General features: G+C 63.2%; 19 protein-coding genes and 2 pseudogenes. 9 read left to right on the forward strand and 12 right to left on the reverse strand.

All coding sequences use genetic code 11. The features are described from left to right. Nucleotides 1–175: 175 nt before the first annotated feature. From G606_RS0104360 to G606_RS11520, 3 genes and pseudogenes are all read right to left on the reverse strand, one after another. On the reverse strand, nucleotides 176–583 hold the full coding sequence (locus G606_RS0104360) for an ester cyclase (protein WP_034523597.1): 408 nt from the start codon (nucleotides 581–583) through the stop codon (nucleotides 176–178). A gap of 10 nt (nucleotides 584–593) precedes the next feature. Next, nucleotides 594–1754, reverse strand: a complete 1161-nt coding sequence (locus G606_RS0104365; RefSeq protein WP_231371408.1) for a hypothetical protein — start codon at nucleotides 1752–1754, stop codon at nucleotides 594–596. Nucleotides 1755–1814: 60 nt separating this feature from the next. Next, nucleotides 1815–1898 (reverse strand): annotated as a pseudogene (locus tag G606_RS11520) (zinc ribbon domain-containing protein); the annotation flags it as partial. Nucleotides 1899–2340: 442 nt separating this feature from the next. Here G606_RS11520 and G606_RS0104370 point away from each other — a divergent pair. Then, complete coding sequence (locus G606_RS0104370; protein WP_051198524.1) at nucleotides 2341–4563, forward strand: DUF2207 domain-containing protein; 2223 nt, start codon at nucleotides 2341–2343, stop codon at nucleotides 4561–4563. Nucleotides 4564–4794: 231 nt separating this feature from the next. On the opposite strand, the gene mscL is transcribed toward G606_RS0104370, so the two are convergent. After that, nucleotides 4795–5283: a large conductance mechanosensitive channel protein MscL gene (gene mscL, locus G606_RS0104375; RefSeq protein WP_026644924.1), complete on the reverse strand. Its 489-nt coding sequence runs from the start codon at nucleotides 5281–5283 to the stop codon at nucleotides 4795–4797. A 475-nt stretch (nucleotides 5284–5758) separates the two neighbouring features. Here mscL and G606_RS0104385 point away from each other — a divergent pair, with 475 nt between their 5' ends. The 3 genes from G606_RS0104385 (at nucleotide 5759) to trhA (ending at nucleotide 9523) form a co-directional block, all read left to right on the forward strand. Continuing rightward, nucleotides 5759–7051, forward strand: coding sequence for an MFS transporter (locus G606_RS0104385; RefSeq protein WP_155802774.1), 1293 nt, complete (start codon nucleotides 5759–5761; stop codon nucleotides 7049–7051). 160 nt (nucleotides 7052–7211) lie between these two features. Then, complete coding sequence (gene gdhA, locus G606_RS0104390; RefSeq protein WP_026644926.1) at nucleotides 7212–8558, forward strand: NADP-specific glutamate dehydrogenase; 1347 nt, start codon at nucleotides 7212–7214, stop codon at nucleotides 8556–8558. A gap of 119 nt (nucleotides 8559–8677) precedes the next feature. After that, entirely contained in the window at nucleotides 8678–9523 is an 846-nt protein-coding gene (gene trhA, locus G606_RS10935) for a PAQR family membrane homeostasis protein TrhA (protein WP_026644927.1), read from the forward strand. A 540-nt stretch (nucleotides 9524–10063) separates the two neighbouring features. Here trhA and G606_RS11505 read toward each other — a convergent pair. The 8 genes and pseudogenes from G606_RS11505 to dnaA form a co-directional block, all read right to left on the reverse strand. Continuing rightward, a pseudogene (locus G606_RS11505) lies at nucleotides 10064–10750 on the reverse strand (VanZ family protein); the annotation flags it as partial. A 116-nt stretch (nucleotides 10751–10866) separates the two neighbouring features. Next, nucleotides 10867–11352 carry a DUF3566 domain-containing protein gene (locus G606_RS0104405; protein ID WP_051198558.1) on the reverse strand — a complete coding sequence of 162 codons (486 nt, stop codon included), beginning with the start codon at nucleotides 11350–11352 and terminating at the stop codon, nucleotides 10867–10869. Between the two features lie 153 nt (nucleotides 11353–11505). Continuing rightward, nucleotides 11506–14253, reverse strand: a complete 2748-nt coding sequence (gene gyrA, locus G606_RS0104410; protein ID WP_026644929.1) for a DNA gyrase subunit A — start codon at nucleotides 14251–14253, stop codon at nucleotides 11506–11508. A 92-nt stretch (nucleotides 14254–14345) separates the two neighbouring features. Further along, nucleotides 14346–16397, reverse strand: coding sequence for a DNA topoisomerase (ATP-hydrolyzing) subunit B (gene gyrB, locus G606_RS0104415; protein WP_423734418.1), 2052 nt, complete (start codon nucleotides 16395–16397; stop codon nucleotides 14346–14348). A gap of 230 nt (nucleotides 16398–16627) precedes the next feature. Then, the gene (locus tag G606_RS0104420) at nucleotides 16628–17128 is read right to left on the reverse strand and encodes a DUF721 domain-containing protein (RefSeq protein WP_026644931.1); all 501 of its coding nucleotides are present in this window, start codon (nucleotides 17126–17128) and stop codon (nucleotides 16628–16630) included. Next, a complete protein-coding gene (recF, locus tag G606_RS0104425) occupies nucleotides 17128–18297 on the reverse strand; it encodes a DNA replication/repair protein RecF (RefSeq protein WP_026644932.1) in 1170 nt (389 codons plus the stop codon). Before recF ends, G606_RS0104420 begins: the two co-directional genes overlap by 1 nt. 94 nt (nucleotides 18298–18391) lie before the next feature. Beyond that, nucleotides 18392–19516 (reverse strand): DNA polymerase III subunit beta, encoded by a 1125-nt coding sequence (gene dnaN, locus G606_RS0104430; protein ID WP_026644933.1) that lies wholly within the window; start codon nucleotides 19514–19516, stop codon nucleotides 18392–18394. Nucleotides 19517–20040: 524 nt separating this feature from the next. Then, a complete protein-coding gene (gene dnaA / locus G606_RS0104435; protein WP_026644934.1) occupies nucleotides 20041–21663 on the reverse strand; it encodes a chromosomal replication initiator protein DnaA in 1623 nt (540 codons plus the stop codon). A 352-nt stretch (nucleotides 21664–22015) separates the two neighbouring features. On the opposite strand from dnaA, the gene rpmH reads away from it, so the two are divergent. From rpmH to G606_RS0104460, 5 genes are all read left to right on the forward strand, one after another. After that, nucleotides 22016–22150, forward strand: coding sequence for a 50S ribosomal protein L34 (gene rpmH / locus G606_RS0104440; protein WP_024540161.1), 135 nt, complete (start codon nucleotides 22016–22018; stop codon nucleotides 22148–22150). Between the two features lie 23 nt (nucleotides 22151–22173). Next, the gene (gene rnpA / locus G606_RS0104445; RefSeq protein WP_026644935.1) at nucleotides 22174–22530 is read left to right on the forward strand and encodes a ribonuclease P protein component; all 357 of its coding nucleotides are present in this window, start codon (nucleotides 22174–22176) and stop codon (nucleotides 22528–22530) included. A gap of 23 nt (nucleotides 22531–22553) precedes the next feature. Beyond that, the gene (gene yidD / locus G606_RS0104450; protein ID WP_034523712.1) at nucleotides 22554–22838 is read left to right on the forward strand and encodes a membrane protein insertion efficiency factor YidD; all 285 of its coding nucleotides are present in this window, start codon (nucleotides 22554–22556) and stop codon (nucleotides 22836–22838) included. Between the two features lie 10 nt (nucleotides 22839–22848). After that, the gene (gene yidC / locus G606_RS0104455; protein ID WP_026644937.1) at nucleotides 22849–23853 is read left to right on the forward strand and encodes a membrane protein insertase YidC; all 1005 of its coding nucleotides are present in this window, start codon (nucleotides 22849–22851) and stop codon (nucleotides 23851–23853) included. Between the two features lie 208 nt (nucleotides 23854–24061). Next, nucleotides 24062–24604: a Jag family protein gene (locus G606_RS0104460; RefSeq protein WP_026644938.1), complete on the forward strand. Its 543-nt coding sequence runs from the start codon at nucleotides 24062–24064 to the stop codon at nucleotides 24602–24604. Nucleotides 24605–24622 lie beyond the last annotated feature (18 nt).

Genomic DNA, 24622 nt, shown 5'->3' on the forward strand with positions numbered 1-24622 from the left:
AACAGTGCTGCATTCCGGTATAGGAAGAAGAAATTACCTGTAACCATTGGTTTTGTTACGGTTATGCTTCGCCGCCATGGACGTCTGCACGAGCTAGAACGCACACATCGCTATTCTGTGAGCGATACCCAACGCGCGGATGCCGCCCAGCGACCCCGGCATCGACGACCGTCGTCTACTCGGTGAGCATCGCGACGATCTGCGCTTCGGGCCAATATCCCCACGACTCCACAATCTTCCCGTCGATGACGCGGAAGTTCTCGAGCGCCTCGAACGCAATCCGGCGTCCGGTCGGCGCAACCCTGCAGCATTCGCCTATCTGATAGCCCTCATACCGGATGCGCGTGGACACCATCGCACCGTCTGCGAACACGTCCTCAAATGTCAACTGCAAATCGTTGAACATACCCTCGACGATGCGCAGAATCCCCACAGCGTCCGCGTTGCTGCGCGCTCCAGCCGGACTGTGATCCACATAGTCCTGCGCCACGAGATCCATCACACGGTCATAATCATGATCGATGTATCCCGCCGTGAAGAACTCGCGCACCACCGTCGCCGCCGTTGTTTCGTCCACCGCCATATATCCATCCTTACCTGTCGGCACCACCATGCGTGTACGGCGCCGACAGCGTCGGTGACGTCTCCTCCAGAATCGAATCGCATGAGGCATGGTTGGTCTCCGGATAGGTGAACTCGATCGTGCTGATGGCCTTCTCCCCGATGATCTCCCTCACATAATGCACGTCGCCATCCTGCGCCCACGTGGCGATCATGACGTCGCCTTTGATGAGGCTGTAGCTGACGTCATAATTGTTCTTGTACATTGCGAGCTGCTGCTGCGGCGTCGTATCCAGGACATTGTGCATCGCGCTGACGGTGATGCGCATGTCCAGATCCTTGTTCACGAACGTCCGTCCGGCGCCGTTATCCGGTGCGGGCGTCACGATTGCGAAATCCTCGGGGATCTGTGCGCTGAATCCGTAGCGCGCGTTGATGTATTCCCGCTTGCCGCCCTTCGGGTAGGACAGCCAATCACCGTCGATGTTCTCGCCGTTGGCACGTGCTGACGAATTCGTCGATTCCTGATCATCGTTTGTCCGCTGCGCCTTGCGCGCCTCCTCTTCGGCCGCCTGCTGCTCCTGCTGGCGTTTTTCCTCGGCGGCCGCATCGGCGGCTTGCTCATCGGCCTTCTGCTGCGCCTTGCGCGACGCTTTCACCGCCTCGACTGCCTGGGCGACAGCCTGCGCGTCCTTGCGCTGTGCGTCGGCACGCGAACGCGCCTGCTGCGTCACGTAGTCGAGCACATCCTTATGTGCATCCGTTGCGCAGGTCAAACCGTTTTTGTCGCCGGAGAGTTTGCGATAACGGTCGATTGCACCCTTGAGTTCCGTGACTGTATCCTCATCGGCCACATCATCCGCCGACAACGTTTCCAATTGTTGCGCCTCATCGACTTCCTGCTGCGCGGCCGCGTACTGATCTTCGAGTTCCTGCACAGCGGCGGTACAGGATTCTCGCGCCTGCGTCAATTCCGATTGGTGCCGACGATTCCAGATGAAGCCTCCAACCGCACCGATGACGATGACGACGGCCGCGACGATTGCCGTGATGATGACGGCCTTTCCGGCGCCATGCGCATGCCGGTCATCATGAGACGGTTCAGGCTGCGGTGCCGGAGCCGGCACATTCACGACCGGCGGCGCGGACGGCGCAGGCGGCACCGACGGCACGAAGGTCGCCGTCTCGTCCATGGCGGACATCATGCCCGTCGCAACCCGCGTTTGATCCGGCATCGGCGCAGTCTCAAGCGGCATCCCGCAGTTCGGGCAGATCGCGGCATCCGCCGCCACATTCATGCCGCAATTCGGGCACGATCCCCATTCCCGCTGCACCATCGTTGTCCCCTTTCCTATCGGTTCGTCGCCATCTCACCACGATGCCCACTGCTCCTTCCCGCCAATATACCGCCGTTTCACCCCGCCAAGCGTCCGATATTCCACTACCGGCCATCCGTCTTCGTCCCGTTTCATCGACCAACTCGACATTTTCCCCCGCAGGCAGGTCTGTCCGCGTCCCAGCCCATCGGCACTATCGACAAACCAACCCGCAAAAGACCCCTTTTCCGACCCAATCCATCGAACCGCCCGACGAACCGACCCATACCCCAATGCGGGCGTCTCTCCCCCTCCCCCCACACACAACGGCATTCTCAGGAGATGGACTTGCCGCCCCGCTCCGCTCCTCCCCTATGCCACAATCTTCATCATTTACAGCACCGAACGTTCGCACAAGCAGAAGCCGGGCATGCATAACCCAAGAAAGGCGCCGGCAACCATCATGAGCACCAGCACAGTCAAATCCCCACGGTCATGCAAGCGCAACCTTCTGCTGGCCGTTGTCACGACGATCATCACCGCCCTCCTCCTCGGCTTCGCCGGTACGATCCTCATCGCCGGCATCGCGAACAGCGGCCGTGACGCGCGCATGGCCTACCGCACACTCGACTACGACGTGACCGTGGAGGACGACGGCAGTCTGCGCATCACGGAAACGGTTGACGTGCGGCTGGACAAGCAGAAGAACCACAAGCCGTGGCGTCAGATCTACCAACGCTACACGCTCGACTCCAACCAGCTGATCGGCATCAGCGGCATCGCGGTCGAAAGCCTCGACACCGGCGACATCTACACCGAGGGCGACATTGTGCAGCCGAAGGACGTGCGCCGCGCACACAACTGGAACAGCGAGCACGCCGGCACCTGGTACATCGCGAACGTCGAGAATCCGAAGTCGAAACAGTCACCGCTGACCTCATACACATCGATCACACCTACCGACAACGTGGCCGATCCGCATAAGCAGACGGTGGAGGTCGGTTGGAACATCCCAGAGACGAAGCGCGCATCGAGTCTGCGATTCCGCGTCGAGATGACCTTCGACAACGTCGCGACCTCCTACAGCGACGTCACGAAGTTCCAATGGGAGCCCGTGTCGAAGGAGAACTCGGTGCCAATCGGCACGCTCACGGCGCGCGTGCACTACCCGCAGCCGCTCGATGCCGACGATTCGTGGGCGTGGCTGCATTTCGAGGGTCCCGAATCGTCGATCAGCCGCATCGACGATGGTTTCGAATTCCGCGCGCACGACGTGCGTTCGCGCATGTACGTCGACTATCTGAGCATGACTGCGAACGATGTCACGCCATATGTCATGCGCATGGCGGATACGACAACAAAAGATCAGACAATCGCCGCCGAAGCGCAGGCGCGCGCCGACTGGGACAGCAAACGCACATGCGACGCGCGGCTCACGATCGCCGGCATCGCCATCGGCGCCGCGCTGTGGCTCGTCTGTGTCGTCGCCGAGTGCATCCAATGCGCACGCATCCTGCGCGGCATCCGCTACCGCGGCCCGATCGAATACTGGCGCGCCGCGCCATCGCTCAGCCCGGGTGCCGCGGCACGGCTGTACAACATCGTCATCGATTACGGCAACGGCGAGGCCGCGACGGCGCCGGCGATGGCTGCCACGCTGATGTCGCTCGTCAACAAACGCATCGTCGCCGTCTTCCCCGGCAAAATCGCGCTGTACAACGGCGAGGACGGGCAACCGCCGCTCGATCTGACGAGGACGACGCCGTCGATGGCGAGGGCGAGGCTCAGTATGCTCGACGACGATCGCCGACGCAAAGCGATGAAACAGTGCACGTTCGTGCTGCTGCCCGCCGCCTTCGACGAGTGTGATCCTCACACGGCGCGCCTGTGCGCGTCGGAGCGCGCGCTGCTCGACATCTTGTTGGAGATCGGCGAACGCTCACAGTCGAATGTCTTCGACACGAGGCAGATGAACAAGACGGTGCGCAAATGGAAGCAAGCGAGCAAGCGCTTCGAGCAGTTCACGCAGACGTGCCGGGGCGAGCTGCAGCATGCGCATGCCGTGCAGGTGTCCGACCGCGCGCTGCATTGGTGGGGCGCCGGCGCGATCGCGTCGCTGCTGCTCGGCTGCGTGCTGCTGTGCTTCGGCGTCGGCGAGGTCGTGCTCACCGGCATCGTCGCCTGCGTGGCGTTGACGCTGACATTGTTCCCGATGATCCGCGCGCCGAAGTACACGATCGACCCGCAGGGCGAAGAGATCGTCGGACAGGTGGAGGGATTGGCGCGCTATCTGCTCGATTTCAGCCATTTTCAGGACCGCACGATGCTTGACGTGACGCTGTGGGGCGAATATCTCGTCTATGCGACAGCTTTCGGCATTTCGAAGGACGTCGTCGCACAGTTCGCGAGCGCCGCCGTCGAGCTGCGTGACGCCGCATGGCTCGACGCGCACGCCGACATGGCGCCGGTGCTCTACTGGTCGATGTGTTCGACGACGTCCGGCTCCGCGTTCACGAATGATGGCGGCGCGAGCGTCGGCGGCGCGTCGTTCTTCGATTTCGGTTCGCAGATGGGTTCCAATTTCTCGTCGATGATGTCTGCGGCCTCGGGCGGCGGATCGTCGTCGGGCAGTGGTTTTGGCGGTGGCACAGGCGGCGCCGGCGGCGGTTCGTTCGGCGGCCGCTGATGGTGACCGCCGCCGCGCACGGGATTCTTCGCGTCCAGTGGGACGCAGAACCGGATTCATGGTGCGGTGGCGCATGCGGGGAGATCTCCTACCCCGCATGTGACCTCTACCTATTGCGCGTATTCCCTGTCTGTCTCTATGCCCGATTACGACATGGGCAGGCGTCCGGATTCGGGACGCCTGCCCAAGCAATGCGGTCGTATATGCGACCGGTACGGCGAAATGCGGCTGCTACTTGGTTTCGGGGGCTGCCGTGACTGTGGCGGCGTTGCCGGTGTTCTGCTGGGCGGCGAGCGAATCGCGGATCTGCTGCAGCAGGATGACGGTCTGCTCGTCGGGGCTCAGGTCGGGTTCGGCGGCGGCGACGTCCTCGTCCTTGTCGCCCTTGACCTTCGCCATCGCCTTCTCGCTCATGTCACGCAGCTTGTTGATCGGCACGACGATGCAGAAGTAGACGGCGATGGCGATGATCAGGAAGTTGAGCAGCGCGTTGAGCACGGAGCCGAAGGAGATGACCGAGTTCTCTCCGGCCCAGTTCGTGATCGTCCAGTTCCACGTCTTGCTCAGGTCCGGCTTGCCGAAGATGGCGGCGACGAGCGGATTGATGATGCTGTCGACGAGCGCGTTGACGACGCCCGTGACCGCGGCGCCCATGACGACGCCGACCGCCATGTCGACCATATTGCCTCGCGCAATGAATTTCTTGAATCCGTCCAACATGATGCTGACTCCTTTTTCAGTGTTCCGACGGGTGATGGCCAGCCATCCGTCGGTGCCCCTCCGCCTCATGGCATGGAGAAGGGCGGAAATCGGCGCAATGACGACCACGTACTGTCATAGTAAGCGACTCGATTACGGGAACATGTCCATATCGTCGGAATTGCCGCCGACTTCCGCGTTGCGCGCATTGTCGCCGATGTGCGCAACAATCCCGGATTCATGAATCCGCCGGCGCCCGATCATGCAACGGCGACGGCCGTGTCAGGCGCATCGCGAACAGCGCGGTCTCCGACCCTGCCCGCGCGCCTACAATGGCGACGCCGCCATGTACGACGCCACCGACTCGACTGGGGCACCGGGTTCATCATCGCGATCGGTCGCGCATATCCCCATGCATAGCACGGCGGCGACCCCGGATCCGCGCGGTTTGACGTCCATCGGACATCCATCGGACGTCCATCGAAAGGAAGCTTCCATGTCCCATGCATCCAAGCACGCCGACGAACGACGCAACAAACGGAGGTTGTCGATGAGCGGGCGCACACCGACCAACGGATATACGCGTCGCGACGGCGACGGCCGCAAGGAGCGTCTGATCACGCGCGATGTGGTGCTCATCATGGCGGCCACGTTCTTCTTCATGACGGCGAGCATGATGAGCGGCCCAATCATCGCCGGCTTCGCGCACACGCTCGGCGCGAACGGCGCATTGATGGGATTCATCGCCGGTGCATTGTCGCTGGCCGCGCTGTTCTGCCGCCCGGTCGCCGGACATCTGTCCGACCGTACGAGCAAACGCGTGCTCGCGGTCGTCGGCGGCGCACTGTACCTGATCACGAACGTCTGGTACGCGTATGCGTCGAATCCGGCGTCGCTGCTCGCCGCACGCATCGTCAACGGCGTCGGTTTCGCCTGCATCTCGGTGTGCCTGTCGACGTGGCTGTCGACGTTGCTGCCGTTGTCTCGCATGGGCGCCGGCATGGGATTGTACGGGACGATGAACGCGTTGGCGCAGGCCTTCGGCCCCGATCTGGGCATCCGCATCTCGAAGGCAGTGAGCTACCGCGCCGCGTTCCTGACGGCGTCGACGATGGCGGTGCTCGTCGTCGTCTGCGTGCTGTGCATCAGGGACTCCGGCCGCCCGTACGCCGCACGCGCCGCGCGACCGGCGGACGACGGCCGCCGTCCGCGGCTGAGCGCGCTTTTCGAACCGAAGGTGATCCCGATCGCGCTGATCTTCATGATGTTCGGCATCCCCTACTTCGCGAACCAGTCATTCATCGTCGATTATGCAGCCCGCATGCAGGTGCCGTTCGGCGTCTCCGTGTTCTTCCCGATCTACGCGCTCGTGCTGCTCGCCGTCCGCATCGTGCTGTGCAACTGGTTCGACACGAAATCCTTCCGGTTCTTCCTGACGCTGTGCACGGTCGGCGACGTCGTGATGCTGCTGTCGCTCGCCCACCTGCGCAGTTTCTGGATGCTCGCGTTGGCGGCCGTCATGACGGCCGGCGGCTACGGGCTGATGAGCTCGGTCACGCAGGCGAAGGCGGTGCTCATCGCCGGCAAGGCGCGCAGCGGCATGGCGAACACGACCTACTACGCCGGCATCGATCTGGGCATGTTCCTCGGTCCGCTCATCGGCGGTCTGCTGTTCAGCGGCGTCCCGATCGCCTGGTTCTATCCCGCGCTGCTCGTCACGATGCCGGTCGCGTGGGCGATCTATCTGCCGTTCCGCCGCACAATCGACGGCGCGACCTCGCGGGAGTGATCGCGACGGCGAACACTGTGTCCATCGCGGCTGTGATGCTCGCGGCGATATCCACGGCGGCGAAATCACCTTCCAAAACATGAAACATGCTTGTGTACGCGTTTTCGCTGTCTTTAGAATGATGCTGTTTTGTCCGTATCCGACAGCAGAAAGAGGAACAATGCTCACCGATGAGTATGTGAAGCGCGTCTACGCCAAGGTCGAAGAGCGCGACCCCGACCAGAAGGAGTTCCTGCAGGCCGTGCAGGAAGTGTTCGAGAGCATCGAACCGGTCTTCGCGAAGCACCCGGAGTACGAGGCGGCAGGCGTCCTGCAGCGTTTCGTTGAGCCGGAGCGCCTCGTCAAGTTCCGTGTGGCCTGGGTCGACGACAACGGCGACGTGCAGGTCAACCGCGGCTACCGCGTCCAGTTCAACTCGGCGATCGGCCCGTACAAGGGCGGCCTGCGCTTCCATCCGACTGTCACCGAGAGCGTCATCAAGTTCCTCGGCTTCGAGCAGATCCTGAAGAACTCGCTGACCGGTCTGCCGATGGGCGGCGGCAAGGGCGGCGCGGACTTCGATCCGAAGGGCCGCTCCGACGCGGAGGTCATGCGCTTCTGCCAGGCCTTCATGACCGAGCTGCAGCGCCATATCGGCCAGTTCACCGACGTGCCGGCCGGCGACATCAACGTCGGCGCCCGTGAGGTCGGCTACCTCTTCGGCCAGTACAAGCGTCTGCGCAACGAGTTCACCGGCGTGCTCACCGGCAAGGGCCTCGAGTTCGGCGGCTCGCTCGCCCGCACCGAGGCGACCGGCTACGGCCTGTGCTACTACACGCAGGAAGCGCTGCGCGTGCTGCGCAACGACTCCTTCGAAGGCAAGACCGTCGCCGTCTCCGGCTCCGGCAACGTCGCGATCTTCGCGATCGAGAAGGCCACCGAACTTGGCGCGAAGGTCGTCACCTGCTCCGATTCGAACGGCTACATCTACGATCCGAAGGGCATCGACCTCGACGTCGTCAAGGACATCAAGCTCGGCCACCGCGGCCGCATCAAGGAGTACGCCGACCGCGTCGCCGGCTCCGAATACCACGAGGGCTGCAGCGGCGTGTGGACCGTCAAGTGCGACATCGCGCTGCCGTGCGCGACGCAGAACGAGATCGACGGCAACTCGGCTCAGACACTCGTCGACAACGGCTGCACCGTCGTGTGCGAAGGCGCGAACATGCCGTCGACGCCGGACGCGATCGCCGTCTACCAGAAGAACCACGTGCTCTACGGCCCGGCCAAGGCGTCGAACGCCGGCGGCGTGGCCGTCTCCGGTCTGGAGATGAGCCAGAACTCGTACCGCCTGTCGTGGACCTTCGAAGAGGTCGACGAGCGCCTCAAGGACATCATGAAGAACATCGTGTCCGAGTCGCTCGACGCGGCGAAGGAGTACGGCCATGACGGCGACCTGATGTTCGGCGCGAACATCGCCGGCTTCGTCAAGGTCGCCGACGCGATGGTCGCTCAGGGCATCTTCTAAGCCCGACGGCGCCGCGTCGTATCAATACGCGAGCCACCCGCATGCGCGGTCGTTCCCCGTCAGAAGAACGACCGCGCGTTTTTTCATGCTCTTCCCGTGCGCGACCCTATGCTAGAGGCATGGCCGGCGAGAACAGCAGAAAACGGAAGAATCAGGTACGGGCGATTTCTCAGAGCCATCGCCCCATCTACAACATCCCACGCACGGAAAACGAGGAGCCGCGCAAGCCGAAGAAGGCGGTCACGGCGAAGAAACTCAACGAGCAGAAACAGCGCACCGCATGGTTCCGCGACTGGAGCGAACGCCAGCAGATCCTGCGCGCGAAGCCGAAACTGCGCGGATGGCTGCACCTGATCGCGTTCCCGTTCTCGATCGCCACATCGGTCATCCTCATCTGCCTCGCCCCGGCGGGATGGATGAAGGTCGGCATCAGCATCTACGGCGCGACCGTCATGCTGCTGTTCGGTGTGAGCGCGACGCTGCACCTCGGGCATGGGCACTTCCCGAAGCTCGTCGACACCGTCCTCGTACGCATCGACTATTCGAACATCTTCCTCGTGATCGCCGGCACCTGCACGCCGTTCCTGTTCGCGCTCAACAACAAGCCGATCTGCTGGACGTACATGGGCATCCTATGGGTGACGGCGGTCGTCGGCACCGTCGTGCACCTGCTGTACCCGGAGGGGCTTGACTGGCTGTTCACGATCATCTACTGCATTCTGGGACTGTCACCGCTGTCGATCATCTACTTCTTCTGGGTTTCGCCGTACATCGGCCCGGTGCCGACGATTCTCGTCATCTGCGGCGGCGCCTGCTACATCATCGGTGCCGTGTTCTTCGCGTTGCGCAAGCCCAACCCCTTCCCGCGTTGGTTCGGATACCACGAGCTGTTCCATCTGGGGACAATCGGCGGATACGTGTGCCACGTCATCGCGCTGTTCATGGTCGTGCTGCAGATGCGCTGAAGTCGTGACTGCGTCGCCCGGCACGAGATCCCACGGCATGCGGTGCACGAAGATCCACCAGAGCACGAGCGCGGCCGTCAGATACCAGAACCAGCGGTCGGCACCGGTGTTGAGCAGTACGAACCAGGTGCCGAGCACGAGCATGCGGACGGCGTAGAACAGGATGCGCCGCCAGCCGGTGCGCGGCATCGTCTCGATCGTCATGCGCGTGTAGGCGGCGCCGAGCGTGCGGCCGTCGTGACGCCATGGACGCCACAGCTCAAAGATCAGGAACAGGATGCCGGCGAGGATGCCGGGCACCCAGCGCACGCCGTCGGTCGTGATGAGCAACGCGCCGATTGCGTAATGCGTGCTGTCGAGCGTGACCGCGCACTTGTAGAACACGTAGGTGAGCAGCAGCACGAGCGCGTAGAGGATGACGTCCATGATGATGACGTCGATCGCGAGCGCGACGGCGCGGTGCACGAATCCGGGATGCGTGTTGATGCCTTCGATCTGCTTCGTGCGTTTCGGCACGAGCTTCGTGTAGAGGACGGCGAGTGCGTAGCCGAGCATCGCGCCGATTGTGTTCGTCAGCATGTCGTCGACGTCGAAGTAGCGGTAGGCACAGGGGTAGAGGCCCCAGATGCCGGTGAGCTGCGTCGTTTCGATGAAGATCGAGCAGGCGAGGCCGGTGCCGGCGGTCTGCCAGAACTTCCAGCCGGCCCAGCGGCCGAGCATGAAGCCGAGCGGTATGAACAGCACGACGTTCATGACGAGCTGCAGCACGCCGGACAGGCCGCTTTGCGCGTCCTGGATGAAGCGCAGCAGGTCAAGCTGCGGGCCCAGATGATGGGTGAGGCAGTAGGCGGTCGGGTCGTCGGGCATCGGATACATCGTGAACGCGAGCAGGCCGAGCGCGTAGAGCACGGCGACGTAGGCGGTGAAGGCGCTCATGAAGCTCAATCGATGGTTGCGGTGATAGATGACCGCGACGATCGGCAACGTCAGCAGGAACGACACGAACGGCCACAGCATGACGGCGAGCATGAACGACTGGCTGAAATACCCGAGATATCTGAACACGGTCTTGAGTTTACCGGCCGCCGCGACCCGGCCCCATGGTCCGTATGGATGATTTTCCGTCCGCGATCGCTTCCGCCACATTGTGCACCGCCGACGTTCGCGAAGACGATGTTTTGCGAACGCTACAGCCGCACGCTGCACCCGAACCGATCGCGAGGGCATATGCCCGCGAACGCGACCGCCGCAATCCACACCCGAACCAGTCGCAACGATAGAAGAAAAGGCGGCCTGCGGACGATTACCGTCCACAGGTCGCCTTCGCAGCGAATTTCGGAGGATCAGTCGTCGCCGAGCGTCACATGAACGCCTCCGACGAGCGAGCAGACGACGTTGTACAGCAGCGCGAAGATCGTGACGAGGATTGTAACGAGCACGATTTCGACGATTGAGAAGATCGTGACGCCGCTGAGAATCGTCGGCAGCGAGAAGACGTTCGCGAGATTGATGCCGCCCGCATCGAGGCCGGCCGACGAGACGATCTGCGTGACCTGGTCGAAGACGCCGACGACCTTGAGCAGCGACCACAGCAGCGCGACGGCGATGATCTGGATGAGCGCGCCGGCGATCGACAGCATGAACGTGACCTTCGCGACCGACCACGCGTCCAGATGCGTCAGCGACAGCTTCATGCGGCGCGCACCCGGCTTCTTGCGACGCTTGATCGGGCGGACCGGCTTGTTTTCCTCGGGACGATCCTTGTCCGCGATCAGCGGGGTGTTCGAGGCGGAACGGGCGACGCGCGGCGCATGCTTGTCATGCGTCATCGAAGCGGTCGTATGCTCCAGTGGATTGGCCTCGCGGGGGTCGCTCATGCTCTGCTCCTTGAAATGCTCATGGCTTTGAGGTTGAGATTACCAACGTTCGGGGACGTGCCCACGGCGCACATGGCCGTGGGCACGTCCCTTCACGGACGATGGTCACTCGGCGTCGCCGTCGCCGTCGCCGGTGCGTTCGATCGCCGCCGAATCCTCTTCGATGACCGGCGTCGGCTGGTCGCCGTCGGCGCGGACTTCGAAGACCGGCTCACCTTCGGCCGGCTGCACGCTCGTGCTGCCGGACGCGGAATCGGTCGTCACGGTGTCGCCGTCGGCGTCGTCCTCGGTTTCGGCATTGCGCGCAATCGAGACGATCTCGTCGTCCTTGTCCGGCTTCGCGAAGGTGACGCCCTGCGTCGTGCGGCCGGTGCGCTTGACCTCGGCCACGTCGGAGCGGATGACCTTGCCGGACTTCATGATCGCCATGATCTGGTCCTCTTCGGACACGACGAGCGCGCCGATGAGGAAGCCGCGGCCCTCAACGAGCTGCACGGCCTTGACGCCGTAGCCGTTGCGGCCCTGCAGACGGTATTCGCCCAGCTGCGTGCGCTTCGCGAAGCCCTCGTTCGTCACGACGAAGAGATCCTTGTCGGTGTCTCCCCACACGACGTCCATCGCGAGCAACTCGTCGCCGTCGCGGAACTTCATGCCCTGCACGCCGGCGGTCTGGCGGCCCATCGGGCGCAGCTGCTCGTCGTCGGCGCGGAACTTGAGGCTCATGCCGTGCTTCGAGACGAGAATGATGTCATCCTCGGCGTTGCACAGGTTCGCGCCGATCAGCTCGTCGCTCGTCTCGCCGTCCTCGTTCTGCATCAGACGCACGGCGATGAGGCCGCCCTGACGCGGCGAATCGTATTCGGACAGCCGCGTCTTCTTGACCTTGCCGGAGCGCGTCGCGAGCACGAGGTACTTTGCGACCTCGTAGTTCGGGATCGACAGCACGGTCTGGATCTGCTCGTCGGGTTCGAACTGCAGCAGGTTCGCGACATGCTGGCCCTTGGAGTCGCGCGAGCCTTCCGGCAGCTCGTACGCCTTGCAGCGGTAGACGCGTCCTTTGTTCGTGAAGAACAGCAGCCAGTTGTGCGTGCTCGTCAGGAAGAAGTGGTCGACGACGTCGTCCTCGCGCAGCTTGGCGCCCTTGATGCCCTTGCCGCCGCGGTGCTGCGCACGGTATTCGTCGGCCTTCGTGCGCTTGATGAATCCGGCGTGCGTCACGGTGACGACGACGTTCTCCTCGGCGATCAGGTCCTCGACGTTCATCTCGCCGGAGAACGGCAGGATCTTCGTACGGCGGTCGTCGCCGTACTTGGCGACGATCTCGTCGAGTTCGTCGCCGACGATCTTGCGCTGGCGTTCCGGCTTCGCGAGGATGTCCGCGTAGTCGGCAATCTTGCGCATCAGCTCATCGTGCTCGTCGAGGATCTTCTGACGTTCGAGCGCGGCGAGACGACGCAGCTGCATCGCGAGGATCGCGTCGGCCTGCACGTCGTCCACGTCGAGCAGGTTCATCAGGCCGGTGCGCGCGATTTCGACGGTCGCCGACGAACGGATCAGCTGGATGACCTCGTCGATCATGTCGAGCGCCTTGAGGTAGCCCTGCAGGATGTGGTCGCGTTCCTCGGCCTCGCGCTTGAGGTAGGCGGTGCGACGCGCGATGACGTCGAGCTGGTGGGCGACCCAGTGGCGGATGAAGGCGTCGAGGCTCAGCGTGCGCGGCACGCCGTCGACGAGCGCGAGCATGTTCGCGCCGAAGGTCTGCTGCAGCTGCGAATGCTTGTACAGGTTGTTGAGCACGACCTTCGGGACGGCGTCGCGCTTGAGCACAAGCACGAGACGCTGGCCGGTGCGGCCCGAGGTCTCGTCGCGCATGTCGGCGATGCCCTGAATCTTGCCGTCGCGCACGGCCTCGCGGATCGAGACGACGAGACGGTCCGGGTTGACCTGATACGGCAGCTCGGTGACGACGAGGCACATGCGGCCGTGGATCTCCTCGGTGTTGACGACGGCGCGCATCGTAATCAGGCCGCGGCCGGTGCGGTAGGCCTGTTCGATGCCCTTGTGGCCGAGGATCGTCGCGCCGGTCGGGAAGTCCGGTCCCTTGATGCGCGCGATGAGAGCGTCGAGCAGCTCCTCGCGGCTCGCTTCGGGATGGTCGAGCGCCCAGTGCACGCCGTCCGCGACCTCGCGCATGTTGTGCGGGGGGATGTTCGTCGCCATGCCGACGGCGATGCCGGAGGAGCCGTTGACGAGCAGGTTCGGGAAGCGCGCGGGCAGCACGGTCGGCTCCTGCGTCTTGCCGTCGTAGTTCGGCACGAAATCGACGGTGTCCTTGTCGATGTCGCGCACCATCTCCATCGCAAGCGGCGCCATGCGGCATTCGGTGTAACGCATTGCAGCGGCCGGATCGTCGCCAGGGGAGCCGAAGTTGCCCTGGCCGTCGACGAGCAGATAGCGCATCGACCACGACTGCGCCATGCGCACGAGCGTGTCGTAGATCGCCGAATCGCCGTGCGGATGGTATTTGCCCATGACGTCGCCGACGACGCGCGAGCACTTGTTGTAGCCACGGTCGGGGCGGTAGCCGCCGTCGTACATCGCGTAGACGACGCGGCGGTGCACCGGCTTCATGCCGTCGCGCACGTCGGGCAGCGCGCGTTCGACGATGACGGACAGCGCATAGGAGAGATACGACTGGCGCATCTCCTCCTGCAGGTCGACCGGCTGCACGCGCGTGCCGACCATCAGGCCGTAATCGGTGTTGTCCGCTTCCTGCGGGCTCAGCGGCTCCATCGAGCCGGAGAGATTGTTGAGCTCGTCATCCGAGCCGTTGTTGGTGGGTTCGTCTGCCACTTTGTTTCCTTTGCCTTCACCGCGTCTGGGCGGTCACGTCTTGTTGCGGGTGCCTGACTCGTAGGGGACTGCTGTAGGGGTTGCAAGTCCGATCAGGCGTCGATCCAGCGGGCGTTGTGCGCGTTGCGCTGGATGAACAGACGGCGTGGTTCGACCTCGTCGCCCATCAGCATCGAGAAGGTCTCGTCGGCCTGCAGCGCATCCTCGATATGCACTTGCTTGAGCACACGGTTCTCCGGATCCATCGTCGTCTCCCACAGCTCTTGGTAGCTCATCTCGCCGAGGCCCTTGTATCGCTGGATGCCTTCGCCCTTCGGTAGCTGGCGGCCGTTTTCGCGGCCCTCCGCAAGCACGCGGTCGCGTTCGGCGTCGGTGTACACGAAGTCGTGCGGTCCCTTCGTCCACTTGATGCGATACAGCGGCGGCATCGCCACGTAGACATAGCCGGCGTTGATCATTGGACGCATGTAGCGGAAGAACAGCGTCAGGTTGAGCGTCGCGATGTGCGCGCCGTCGACGTCGGCGTCGGCCATGATGATGACCTTGTGGTAGCGCACCTTGTCGAGGTCGAAGTCGTCGCCGTAGCCGCCGCCGATTGCCGTGATGAGCGATTCAATCGTGTCCGACTTCATCATGCGGTCGAGGCTCGCGCGCTCGGTGTTGAGAATCTTGCCGCGCAGCGGCAGAATCGCCTGCGTGTTCGGGTTGCGTCCCTGGATCGCCGAGCCGCCTGCCGAATCACCCTCGACGATGAACAGCTCGCACTCGCTCGGGTCGTTTGACTGGCAGTCCTTGAGCTTGTCCGGCATGCCCGCCGATTCGAAGATCGATTTGCGGCGCGTGTTCTCGCGCGCCTTCTTCGCGGCCATGCGCGCGCGGGACGCCTCGATCGCCTTCTGGATGATGTTCTTCGCCTCGTTCGGATGGGCGTCGAACCAGTCGCCGAGCCGGTCGTTCATGATGCGCTGCACGAAGGTCTTCGCCTCGGAATTGCCGAGCTTCGTCTTCGTCTGGCCTTCGAACTGCGGGTTCGTGAGCTTGACCGAGACGACGGCCGTCAGGCCTTCGCGCACGTCGTCGCCGGAGAGATTCTCGTCCTTGTCTTTGAGGATGTTCTTCTCGCGCGCGTAGCGGTTGACCATGCTCGTGAGCGCCGCGCGGAATCCTTCCTCGTGCGTGCCTCCCTCGGTCGTCGCAATCGTGTTCGCGAAGGTGTGCACCGACTCCGAATAGGCAGTCGTCCACTGCATCGCGATCTCGGCGGAGACGCCAATAGAGAGGTCCTCGGCCTCGATGTCGATGACGTCCGGCTCGATCGGCTGCGCCTTGCGCATCTTCACCATGTACGCGACGTAGTCCTTGATGCCGTTCGCGTACTGGTAGGTGACGCTCTGGTGCAGTTCGTCGCTCGCATCGCTTTCACCGGTGACCTCGTCGCCGGTCGGCTCGGTCTCGCGCATGTCGGTTAGCGACAGCTTGAGTCCTTTATTGAGGAAGGCCATCTGCTGGAAGCGCGCGCGCAGCGTCTCGAAGTCGTAGATCGTCGTCTCGAAGATCTTCGGATCCGGCCAGAACGTGACCGACGTGCCGGTGGATTCGCCGTCCTCCATCGCGCGTCCACGCTCGAGCGGCGCCGTCGGACGCTGGTTGATGTAGGTCTGCGTCCAGTAGTAGCCCTGGCGGCGCACTTCGATGTCGACGCGCGTCGAAAGCGCGTTGACGACCGAGATGCCGACGCCGTGCAGACCGCCGGAGACCGCGTAGCCGCCGCCGCCGAACTTGCCGCCCGCGTGCAGCTTCGTCATGACCGTTTCGACGCCGGAGACGCCTTCGCCGGGGACTTCGTCGACCGGGATGCCTCGGCCGTCGTCGACGACGCGGATGCCGTTGTCCGGCAGGATCGTCACCTCGATGTGCGTCGCGTAGCCGGCGAGCGCCTCATCGACCGAGTTGTCGACGATTTCGTAGACGAGATGGTGCAGGCCGCGCGGACCCGTCGAGCCGATGTACATGCCCGGGCGGATGCGGACCGCCTCAAGGCCTTCGAGGACACGCAGGTCGCTAGCGTCGTAATGTTCGGGGGAGAGGGTGTCGTCCAGCTGGCCGTCGATGACCTGACCGTCGTCGTTCGAGGATGCGTCCACCGCATCAGCCGTGAGATCTGCCACAGAGTATCCTTTCTGTGCTCGTCGCGAGGGTGTTTTCGCGATGCGATATGCCCTATAACACGAATAAAACGCCCTTGTAGGCGCTTGAGTACACTACTAGATATCTTACTCATGCTTAGGGACGGAATGCAATGGCGGCCCGTTCTGCATCGTTGTTCTCCTTCGGCGAACAACGGCGTCGCCGATGACGACTTTCGACGTCTCTATCAGCCGCGCGGACGTCGTGTATTCCGCTGCACGTATTTCATCATGCGCACGCCGCGGCCGTGTGTCTGCGGCCCGGTGACGCGCACCTCATCGATGCGCAGGCCGCCGAGGCGTTCGCGCAGCGTCTCAGTGAGCATCGGCGCGATCGCCGTGAGCTGTTGCGTCCACGACGGCGAATCGGCGGCAATCGTCAGCACGCCGTCCACGTAGCTGGCGACGCGAGAATGGCGCGCGTTGACTTCTCCGACGACGGACGCCCAATCCGATTCGAGCGATGCCATCTTGAGGTGCGGTCCCCATCCTGACTGTTCGACGATCTTTGTGAGCACGTCGCCGAGTTCGTGCGGGTCGCGTCCCGGTTTGCCGAAGTTGTCGAGCGCCTCCTCGCGGCGCACGCGCAGTTCCCTGATGAGGCCGGCCTTCGCTGCCACGCGTTGGAATTCCTGGGCGCCGAGCTTGCCCTCGTCAAGCTTGAGCGTCACGGCGATTGGCGTATGCATCAGCGTGCCTCCTCGTTGTATGACTGCTCGCGCAGCGTGGCCACGTCGATGATCCGCGCATCGGCGAAGGCGTCATCATCAGAGATGTCATCAGTAGGGATGTCGCTCGCCGCGGCGACGGTGATGAACACCTGCCGCTGCGCCGCCGCGAAGCGCAGAATCTGCGTGCGCCGCGTCTCGTCGAGCTGCGCAAAGACGTCGTCGAGGATGACGATCGGTTGCGTGCCGAAGCGTTCCTCGAGCAGCCGGTAGACGGCCATCTTCAGTGCAAGGCCGAGCGTCCACATCTCGCCGTTCGACGCGAATTCGCGCGCCGGGAAGCCGTTGAGTTCGATGAGCAGGTCGTCGCGCTGCGGACCGATGAGGTTGCGTCCGCGTGCCACCTCGCCGGCGTAGAGCCGTTGGAAATGCTCGCTGATGAGCCGCGGGGCGTCCCCGCCCTGCGCGATCTCGTCGAAGGAGGGTTCGTAGTCGAGCGTTGCGTCGTTGCCGGGGCCGGCGAGTTCGTGCACGAGCTTCCGGAACGGCTCGCGCACCCGCTCGACGACGGCCATGCGGTCGCGCGTCAGCTGCAGGCCAAGGTCGATGTACTGGCCGGTCCAGATTTCCAGACCGCTGAGCGTCGCGTCGCGGGACGCGTCGAAGCCTTCGGATGCGCCGAGCTGCTTGAGCAGCGTCGCACGCTGCTTGGCGACGTGCGTGAAGCGCTGCAACGTGTCGGCGTAGCCGCGTACAAGCAGCGAAGCCGTCTGGTTGAGGAACTGCCGTCGCGAGGCCGGATCGGCCGAGACGAGCCGCTGGTCATCGGGCGTGAACGCGACGAGGGGGATGTCACCGACGATGTCGCGAAGATACATCGACGGGCCGCCGTTGACGCGTGCGCGGTTCGCACCCTTCGCACGGATCGTCGCCTCATAGGTCGTCGTGCGGCCCGATTCGTCGTCGGTCAGGTTCGCGCGGATCGTCGCCGCGTCGAAGCCGCGTTCGACGAGCGGCGCCGACGACGAGGCGCGGTGGCTCGCGCCGGTCGCCAGGAACTCGATGGCTTCGACGATGTTCGTCTTGCCAAGCCCGTTCGCACCCTGCAGGATCGTCACGCCGGGCGCGAAGTCGAGCAGGCAATGGTCCCACGAACGGAAGTGGTCGAGGGCGAGGCGGGAGATGAACATCGGTTTCCAACGGTTCGGCGGGTGGATGGAAAAGGAAAGCGGAAGAAAAGGCGGCCGGGGCGTCTCCATGCGGCAAAGACGCCACGGCCATGACTCAGCTGTTGAAGCGCATCGGCACGAGCAGATAGCGGTAGGCGAGCGATTCCTCGGAATCCGCCTCCTGCTGGCCGTCGAACTCGACCGGCTTGACGGCCGTCGTCATCTTCATGCGGACAAACGGTTCGGTGATCGCGCTCAGGCCCTCGCGCAGATAGTTCGGGTTGAACGCGACGGTGATGTCCTCGCCGTCGAGGTCCACGTCGAGCACTTCGCTCGCCGAGGCTTCGTCGGTGGCGCCTGCCGTCAATGTGACTTCCTGGCCGGCGAAGACCATGCGGATCGGCGCGTTGCGTTCAGCGACGAGCGCGACGCGCTTGATCGCGTCGAGCAGGTTCTGCTTGTCGAGCACGGCGTGGATCGGGTAAGAGTCGGCGTACAGGCGGTCGACAGCCGGGAAGTCGCCGTCGATGAGCTGGACTGTGGATATGCGGCCAGCGTTTTCCACACCGAGCAGCGTCGGGTTCTCGACGTCCAGATACAGATTGACGTTCTGGCGTTCGTCGAGCGAACGGGAGATGTCGCGCAAATGAGTGCCCTTGACGAGCGCGACAGCGTCGAGGCCGTCGTCGGCCGGCGACCAGTGGAAGGTCGAGCGCGACAGGCGGAAGCGGTCAGTCGACGAGAGCGTCACCGTGTCGCCGACGAACTTCATCTGCACGGCCGTGAGCACCGGTCGGTCGTCGGTGCGCGCAATCGCTACTGCGGCCTGGATGATCGACTGTGTCAGCGTCGGCGCGTCCACCTGACCGAGCAGTGGCGGGAGCTGTGGCAGATCCGGGTATTCGCTTTCCGGCATGAGCTGCAGCGTGAACGTCGACTTGCCAGAGGAGATGCGCAGCGTCGAGCCGTCGGTCTGCAGGTAGGTCTTCTCGAAGGGCAGCGACTTGCTGATGTCGGCGAGCAGCTTGCCGGGCACAACGGCGGCGCCGGCTTCGTCGACGCCCGCCTCGATGTGGTCACGCGACGAAAGTTCATAGGTAAATGTGGACAGTTGGAGCGCACCATCCCGAGCCTCGAGTTTGATACCGGAGAGCAGTGGGTTGAGCTGCTTGGCGGACAGGATGCTGGTGGTCCAGGACACAGCATCGGCGAACGAGGTGGAATTAACTTCTACTTTCATGCGCTTTCCTTGACTGTTGACGATTGTGTGAGTCTGGCATTCATTCTAACTGCTTCTTGCTTGCTTCGTCGAGAGAAAGCGTGCTTCAGCGCGAACGTGCGTTGATGGTCATGATGATTACTTAAGTATGTAAGCTTTCATCACCATCATAAGGACGGTGGATATGTGGAAAACCTCTGGAAGCCTTACAGGCCAGCGGTTTATCCACAATTGGGGCATGTGGATAACTTCTGCATCGGCTGTGGATAAAGTGGCGGTTTTTCCACAGGATGATTGGGGACTACTCGCTATCCACATTTCGGCTGCTCCTCTCCACGAGTTATCCACAGCTGATTTCGGCGTTTTCCTCGCGTTGTCCACGAGCTTTGCCAACAATTGTGGATAACCATGTGGAAAACTTTGTTGCGAAATCGGCATGCTTGAGTGTGTCGCGCGTGTGCCGTATCCACACTGGACGCTGCCGAGATAGGCCCCGGCAGCTCGGCGAAACGCGGGCGCGCGTTCCGATTGCCGTGGGTTCCCGGCTACTTGTTATTGCGCTGGCGCAGCAGCACCGTCAGCTCGGTGACGTAGTTGTAGATCTCCTGCTTCTGCTTCATGCCGTCCGAGACGATCTTGATGTTGTGCATGACCGTCGTATGGTCACGGCCGCCGAACACCTGGCCGATGTTGACGAGGCTCATGCTCGTCAGATCGCGCGTCAGATACATCGCGATCTGCCGGGCGAGTGTGATGTTGCGGTTGCGCTGCGGGCCGACGATGTCGTCGAAGGTCAGATGGAAGTACTTCGCGACGCGTCCGATGATGTCGGTCGGCTTGACCTCGATATCGGTGGAGAAGAAGTCCTGCAGCGTCTGCTCGGCGAGCGCGACGGTGACCGGCTGCCCGTTGAGCGAGGCGAGCGCGGTGACGCGGTTGAGCGCCCCCTCGAGCTCGCGGATGTTCTCGGTGAAACGTTCGGCGATTAGGTCGAGGACGTCGTAGGGCACGCGCATCCCCGAATTCGACGCAATCATCCGCAGGATCGCGATGCGAGTCTCGAGGTCCGGCGGCTTGACATCAACGGTGATGCCCTGCTCGAAGCGTGAGATGAGTCGCGATTCGAAGTCCTTGAGGTTCTTCGGCGGCACGTCGGATGCGATGACGATGCGCTTGTTCGCCTGATAGAGGCTGTTGAAGGTGTGGAAGAACTGCTCGAGTGTCTCGGTCTTGCCGCCGAGGAACTGGATGTCGTCGATGAGCAGGACGTCGACCTCGCGGTATTTGCGGTTGAACGCCATCACGCGGCTCGAGCCGGACTTCGTGCCGGCGTCCATGCGCAGTGAATCGATGAACTCGTTCGTGAACTCCTCGCTCGTCACATAGCGCACGCGGGCGCCGGGCTGCTTGACGAGCGAATAGTTGCCGATCGCGTTGAGCAGATGCGTCTTGCCCAGGCCCGATCCGCCGTAGACGCACAACGGGTTGAAGTCGCTGCCGCCGCCTTCGGCCACGGCGAGCGCGACGGTGCGCGCGAATCGGTTCGAATCGCCCGGCACGAAGGTGTCGAAGGTGTCGGAGGGGTTGAGATGCGTCTCCGGATCGATCATCGGCTGCGGGGTGCGGCCGAAGCGTGCCTTGAAGACCTCGGGGACGCCGCTGAGCGCCGTCGGCATCGCCGCTGCCGGATCGAGGTCGTCGCCCATCGAATCCTCGAAGGTCTGCACGACGGCGTCATCGTAATGTGTCGTCTTCGGCTGCTGCTGCACGACGACCGGCTCAGGCTCCGGTTCAGGTTCGGGCACCGGCTGGCGTTTGCGCGTATCCCCGCGCGGCGCCTCCTCGCTCAGCGCGGTGACCGGCAGCACCGGCTGTTCGGGTTCGTTTGCGCGCACGGTGATCTTGAAGGCGGGGAAGAGGTCGATGCCGCCGTTCGCGATGCGCAGCGCCTGCAGCAGCTCGTCGTTGAGCTCCGTCTGCAGCACATGCTGCGTCTCGCTGTTCTCGACGGCGAGGATGATGTTGGTGCCGAAGAGCGCCTCGGGGACTACGCCCTCGAACCATCCCTTCTCGCGGGCGGTCAGCGACGAGTTCTTCCGAAGCAGTTCGAGCGCGTTCGACCATATGACGGTCGCTTTGGCCGCCGGGTCGTTGGATGCTTCGACCATGATTTCGTCTCCATCGGTTAGATGCACATGCGTAACAGGTCATTTTTACTCTGACTGATGGAAGTTATCCACAAGCTCGCGTGTTGGAAATGCTTGGTTTTGTAATTACAGCGGTGTGGTTTGTGTATAACTTCCCGCGGCTTTCCCCGCCATTCGCGACCGCGCTGTGGATGGCCGCGCGCAGCCGTCCACGACCGTGCGCCGGGCGTGTCGTGGATACGCCGTGCGAGGCTGGGCGTCGCTTGCACATGCGCGAGGTATAGGGGTATCGGTAAATTGGTAGAGATTGTCTCAAGCGAAGTCATGCATAAACGCATGACCCACCGACCTAACCTAACGGGAGCATGAAACTATGAAGAGGACATTCCAGCCGAACAACCGTCGTCGCCACATGAAGCACGGCTTCCGTGCCCGTATGCGCACGCGTTCCGGCCGCGCGCTGATCAACCGCCGCCGCGCTAAGGGCCGCAAGACCCTTTCCGCCTGAGTTTTCGATTCAGTCGGACGAACGTGGAACGGCTCAGAAGCCATCGCGATTTCGTCGCCGTGCTGCGTCGTCGCCGGAAGGTCTCCGGCGACGACGTCGTCGTGCATTATCTGATGCCCGACGACATGCCCGACGGCGGCGCCGGCGATGCATCCAGACATGTGGGGCTGGCCGTTTCCAAGGCGGTGGGGAACGCGGTCGTGCGCAACACGGTGAAACGCCGTTTCCGCGTGCTCGCGCAACGCTACGAGGACGAGCTCCCCGAGCGCTGCAGCGTCGTGCTGCGCGCCAAGCCGAGCGCGGCGCACGCGTCCTTCGCGTCGCTTGACGCGCAGATGGCGCAGCTGTTCCGTGCGGTGCGCCGTAAGACGGCACGTTGATGACGGGTCACGCAGGGCGGGCGATGATTCGCTGCATCCGCTGGTATCAGCGGCGGATTTCGGCGAACACCCCGCCCTCATGTCGTTATTACCCCAGTTGCTCGAACTACGCGATTCAGGCGATTCGCCGCTACGGCGCCGTACGCGGCGGCACGCTCGCCGCGTTGCGGCTGCTGCGCTGCCGCCCCTGGAGTGCGGGAGGCATCGACGATGTGCCGCAGCGGTTCTCCCTGTTCTACAGATTCTCTTGGTCGCGCGCGCACGAAGAGCCGCGGCTGACCCCCCTGCCCCACGACGAGAAGGAGTGAACGGCCAGATATGACGGATAATTTCTTATTGGATAGCGGATTCTGGGGATGGCTGTACAAGCTGCTGACCCCGGTCGAGTGGCTCATGACGCAGGTCATGTACTGGTTCCACAAACTGCTTACGCTCATCGGCATGCCGGCCGTGGGCCTTTCCTGGGTGCTGTCGATCATCTTCCTCGTGGTCGTCGTGCAAGCCTGCGTCTTCCCGCTGTTCTACAAGCAGATGAAGTCGATGCGCGGCATGCAGGCGATCCAGCCGAAGATGATGAAGATCCAGAACAAGTACAAGGGCAAGAACGATCCCGCGAGCAAGGAAGCGATGCAGCGCGAGATGATGAAGCTCTACAAGGACAACCACGCCAATCCGGCGGGGTCGTGCCTGCCGATGCTCATCCAGGGCCCGGTCTTCATGTGCATGTTCTACGTGCTTTCGGCGATCCCATACATCGCGCGCGGCAAGCGCGCCCCGCTCGGCGCCTTCGACGTGGCGACCGCGCAGGAATTCTCGGCGACGACGTTCTTCGGCACGAAGGTCTCCGACACCTTCACGACGGCTGGCACGAGCGGCAAGGTCGTCATCGCGATCTTCGTGTTCGCGATGTGCGCGTGCCTGTGGTACATGCAGTGGAACACGATGCGCCGCAACACGGCGCCGGCATCGATGAACAAGCAGACCGAACGCATGCAGAAGATGATGCTGTGGATCTTCCCGATCATGTACATCTTCTCCGGCGTCGCGATGCCGTTCGCCGTGCTCGTCTACTGGCTTGCGAACAACATCTGCAACCTGCTGCGCTCGTTCTGGCAGCTGCGCGAATTCCCGACCCCCGGCTCGCCGGCGGCGATCGACAAGGAGAAGCGCGACCACGACAACGAGAACAGGAAGCGCGCCCGCGAAGGTCGCCCCTCACTTGAGGAGGAGGAGCTGATCGAGGCGAAGAAGGAAGCGGAACGCAAGTCTGTGCAGGGCCATCAGCGCCAGCAGCCGCAGCGCAAGAACCGCAAGAAGAAGTAACGGCCGATTCTCCGGGCCGCCCGCGATTCCCACGACCGTCCGACGGTCGTGGGAATCGTCGTATCGGGGCCGTTGCCGCGCGCGGCGTGCCGGGTGACGTGGGACTGCCTTACACTGGTGTTCTGCAGGCGTGTATGTCCGGCGGCGCGTTCCCCGGACCGAACGATTTTTAGTATTGAGAACATTCCAATGCATGCAAGGAGTGCGTATGGTGCAGGACGAAGAACGAAGCGTGGAACAGCTGGACCGCGAGGCCGACATCGCAGCCGACTACCTCGAGGGTCTGCTCGACATCGCCGACTACGAGGGCGACATCGAGATGGGCGTGCGCAACGGTCGGCCGATGGTGCAGATCGTGGCCGACGACGACACCGACATCAAACATCTGATCGGCCGCAACGGCGAAGTGGTGGACGCGCTGCAGCAGCTGTGCCGCCTCGCCGTGCAGCAGGAGACCGGCGAACGTTCCCACCTGATCGTGGACGTCGACGGCTTCCTCAAGCGCAAGCGTCAGATTCTGCGTGACATGGCGCTCGACGCCGTCGACGACGTGCGTGAGACCGGCGAGCCGGTCGATCTCAAGCCGATGAATTCCTTCGAACGCAAGATTATCCACGACGTCGTGCGCGACGAGGGACTGCGTTCGCGTTCGCACGGCGAGGAGCCGAAGCGTTACGTGACGATCTACCTCAAGCACAACGACGCCGACGACGAAGAGCTCGAGGACGACGAGTACATCGTCGAGGACTGACGAACGCTGATCGCCTGA

This window comes from Bifidobacterium sp. AGR2158, from assembly GCF_000424225.1.
GTDB lineage: Bacteria > Actinomycetota > Actinomycetes > Actinomycetales > Bifidobacteriaceae > Bifidobacterium > Bifidobacterium anseris.

What these genes read in the sequence shown, in the direction of transcription:
- G606_RS0104360 (WP_034523597.1), bottom strand. Translation starts at nt 583, where the DNA reads ATGGCGGTGGACGAAACAACGGCGGCGACGGTGGTGCGCGAGTTCTTC.
- G606_RS0104365 (WP_231371408.1), bottom strand. Translation starts at nt 1,754, where the DNA reads ATGGACGAGACGGCGACCTTCGTGCCGTCGGTGCCGCCTGCGCCGTCC.
- G606_RS0104370 (WP_051198524.1), top strand. Translation starts at nt 2,341, where the DNA reads ATGAGCACCAGCACAGTCAAATCCCCACGGTCATGCAAGCGCAACCTT.
- mscL (WP_026644924.1), bottom strand. Translation starts at nt 5,283, where the DNA reads ATGTTGGACGGATTCAAGAAATTCATTGCGCGAGGCAATATGGTCGAC.
- G606_RS0104385 (WP_155802774.1), top strand. Translation starts at nt 5,759, where the DNA reads ATGTCCCATGCATCCAAGCACGCCGACGAACGACGCAACAAACGGAGG.
- gdhA (WP_026644926.1), top strand. Translation starts at nt 7,212, where the DNA reads ATGCTCACCGATGAGTATGTGAAGCGCGTCTACGCCAAGGTCGAAGAG.
- trhA (WP_026644927.1), top strand. Translation starts at nt 8,678, where the DNA reads ATGGCCGGCGAGAACAGCAGAAAACGGAAGAATCAGGTACGGGCGATT.
- G606_RS0104405 (WP_051198558.1), bottom strand. Translation starts at nt 11,352, where the DNA reads ATGACGCATGACAAGCATGCGCCGCGCGTCGCCCGTTCCGCCTCGAAC.
- G606_RS0104420 (WP_026644931.1), bottom strand. Translation starts at nt 17,128, where the DNA reads ATGCATACGCCAATCGCCGTGACGCTCAAGCTTGACGAGGGCAAGCTC.
- recF (WP_026644932.1), bottom strand. Translation starts at nt 18,297, where the DNA reads ATGTTCATCTCCCGCCTCGCCCTCGACCACTTCCGTTCGTGGGACCAT.
- dnaN (WP_026644933.1), bottom strand. Translation starts at nt 19,516, where the DNA reads ATGAAAGTAGAAGTTAATTCCACCTCGTTCGCCGATGCTGTGTCCTGG.
- dnaA (WP_026644934.1), bottom strand. Translation starts at nt 21,663, where the DNA reads ATGGTCGAAGCATCCAACGACCCGGCGGCCAAAGCGACCGTCATATGG.
- rpmH (WP_024540161.1), top strand. Translation starts at nt 22,016, where the DNA reads ATGAAGAGGACATTCCAGCCGAACAACCGTCGTCGCCACATGAAGCAC.
- yidD (WP_034523712.1), top strand. Translation starts at nt 22,554, where the DNA reads ATGATTCGCTGCATCCGCTGGTATCAGCGGCGGATTTCGGCGAACACC.
- yidC (WP_026644937.1), top strand. Translation starts at nt 22,849, where the DNA reads ATGACGGATAATTTCTTATTGGATAGCGGATTCTGGGGATGGCTGTAC.
- G606_RS0104460 (WP_026644938.1), top strand. Translation starts at nt 24,062, where the DNA reads ATGGTGCAGGACGAAGAACGAAGCGTGGAACAGCTGGACCGCGAGGCC.